Origin of the sequence: Acidaminobacter sp. JC074 (assembly GCF_022496765.1) — a bacterium.
Classification (GTDB): domain Bacteria; phylum Bacillota; class Clostridia; order Peptostreptococcales; family Acidaminobacteraceae; genus JABXKX01.
In genome coordinates, this window is record NZ_VANV01000149.1 from 1 (window position 1) to 418 (window position 418).

A 418-nucleotide genomic window follows, 5' to 3' on the forward strand; every position below is an offset into this window, starting at 1 on the left:
CAGTGATCCAACCGCAAGGAGGAAGCTGTCGAAGGTGAAACCAATGACTAGGGTGAAGTCGTAACAAGGTAGCCGTATCGGAAGGTGCGGCTGGATCACCTCCTTTCTAAGGAAATTAGTTTATACTGTTCAGTTTTGAGTGTTCTATAAGAATACTTGACACATAATTACATAGGAGTGTAGCTCAGGTGGTTAGAGCGCACGCCTGATAAGCGTGAGGTCGGTGGTTCGAGTCCACTCATTCCTACCATTCAAATTAAGTTTTGAATTGATGTTCTTTGAAAATTGCATATATGAAAGACAAAGATGTTTATTTATAAATATCTAGTCGACAAGCAAAAACAATATTCTCAAATCCTATATTTATATAGGTAGTTGAAGAACTATAAYCTTAYAGWCGAGAGWCTTTAAATCTAGT

The 418-nt window shown here is 38.2% G+C and carries 1 tRNA gene and 1 rRNA gene; both read left to right on the top strand.

Annotated features, from left to right (window positions below):
* Window positions 1-106, top strand: a 16S ribosomal RNA gene (locus tag EZV73_RS28465); the annotation flags it as partial.
* Between the two features lie 67 nt (window positions 107-173).
* A tRNA-Ile gene (locus tag EZV73_RS28470) sits at window positions 174-250 on the top strand.
* Window positions 251-418: the final 168 nt, after the last annotated feature.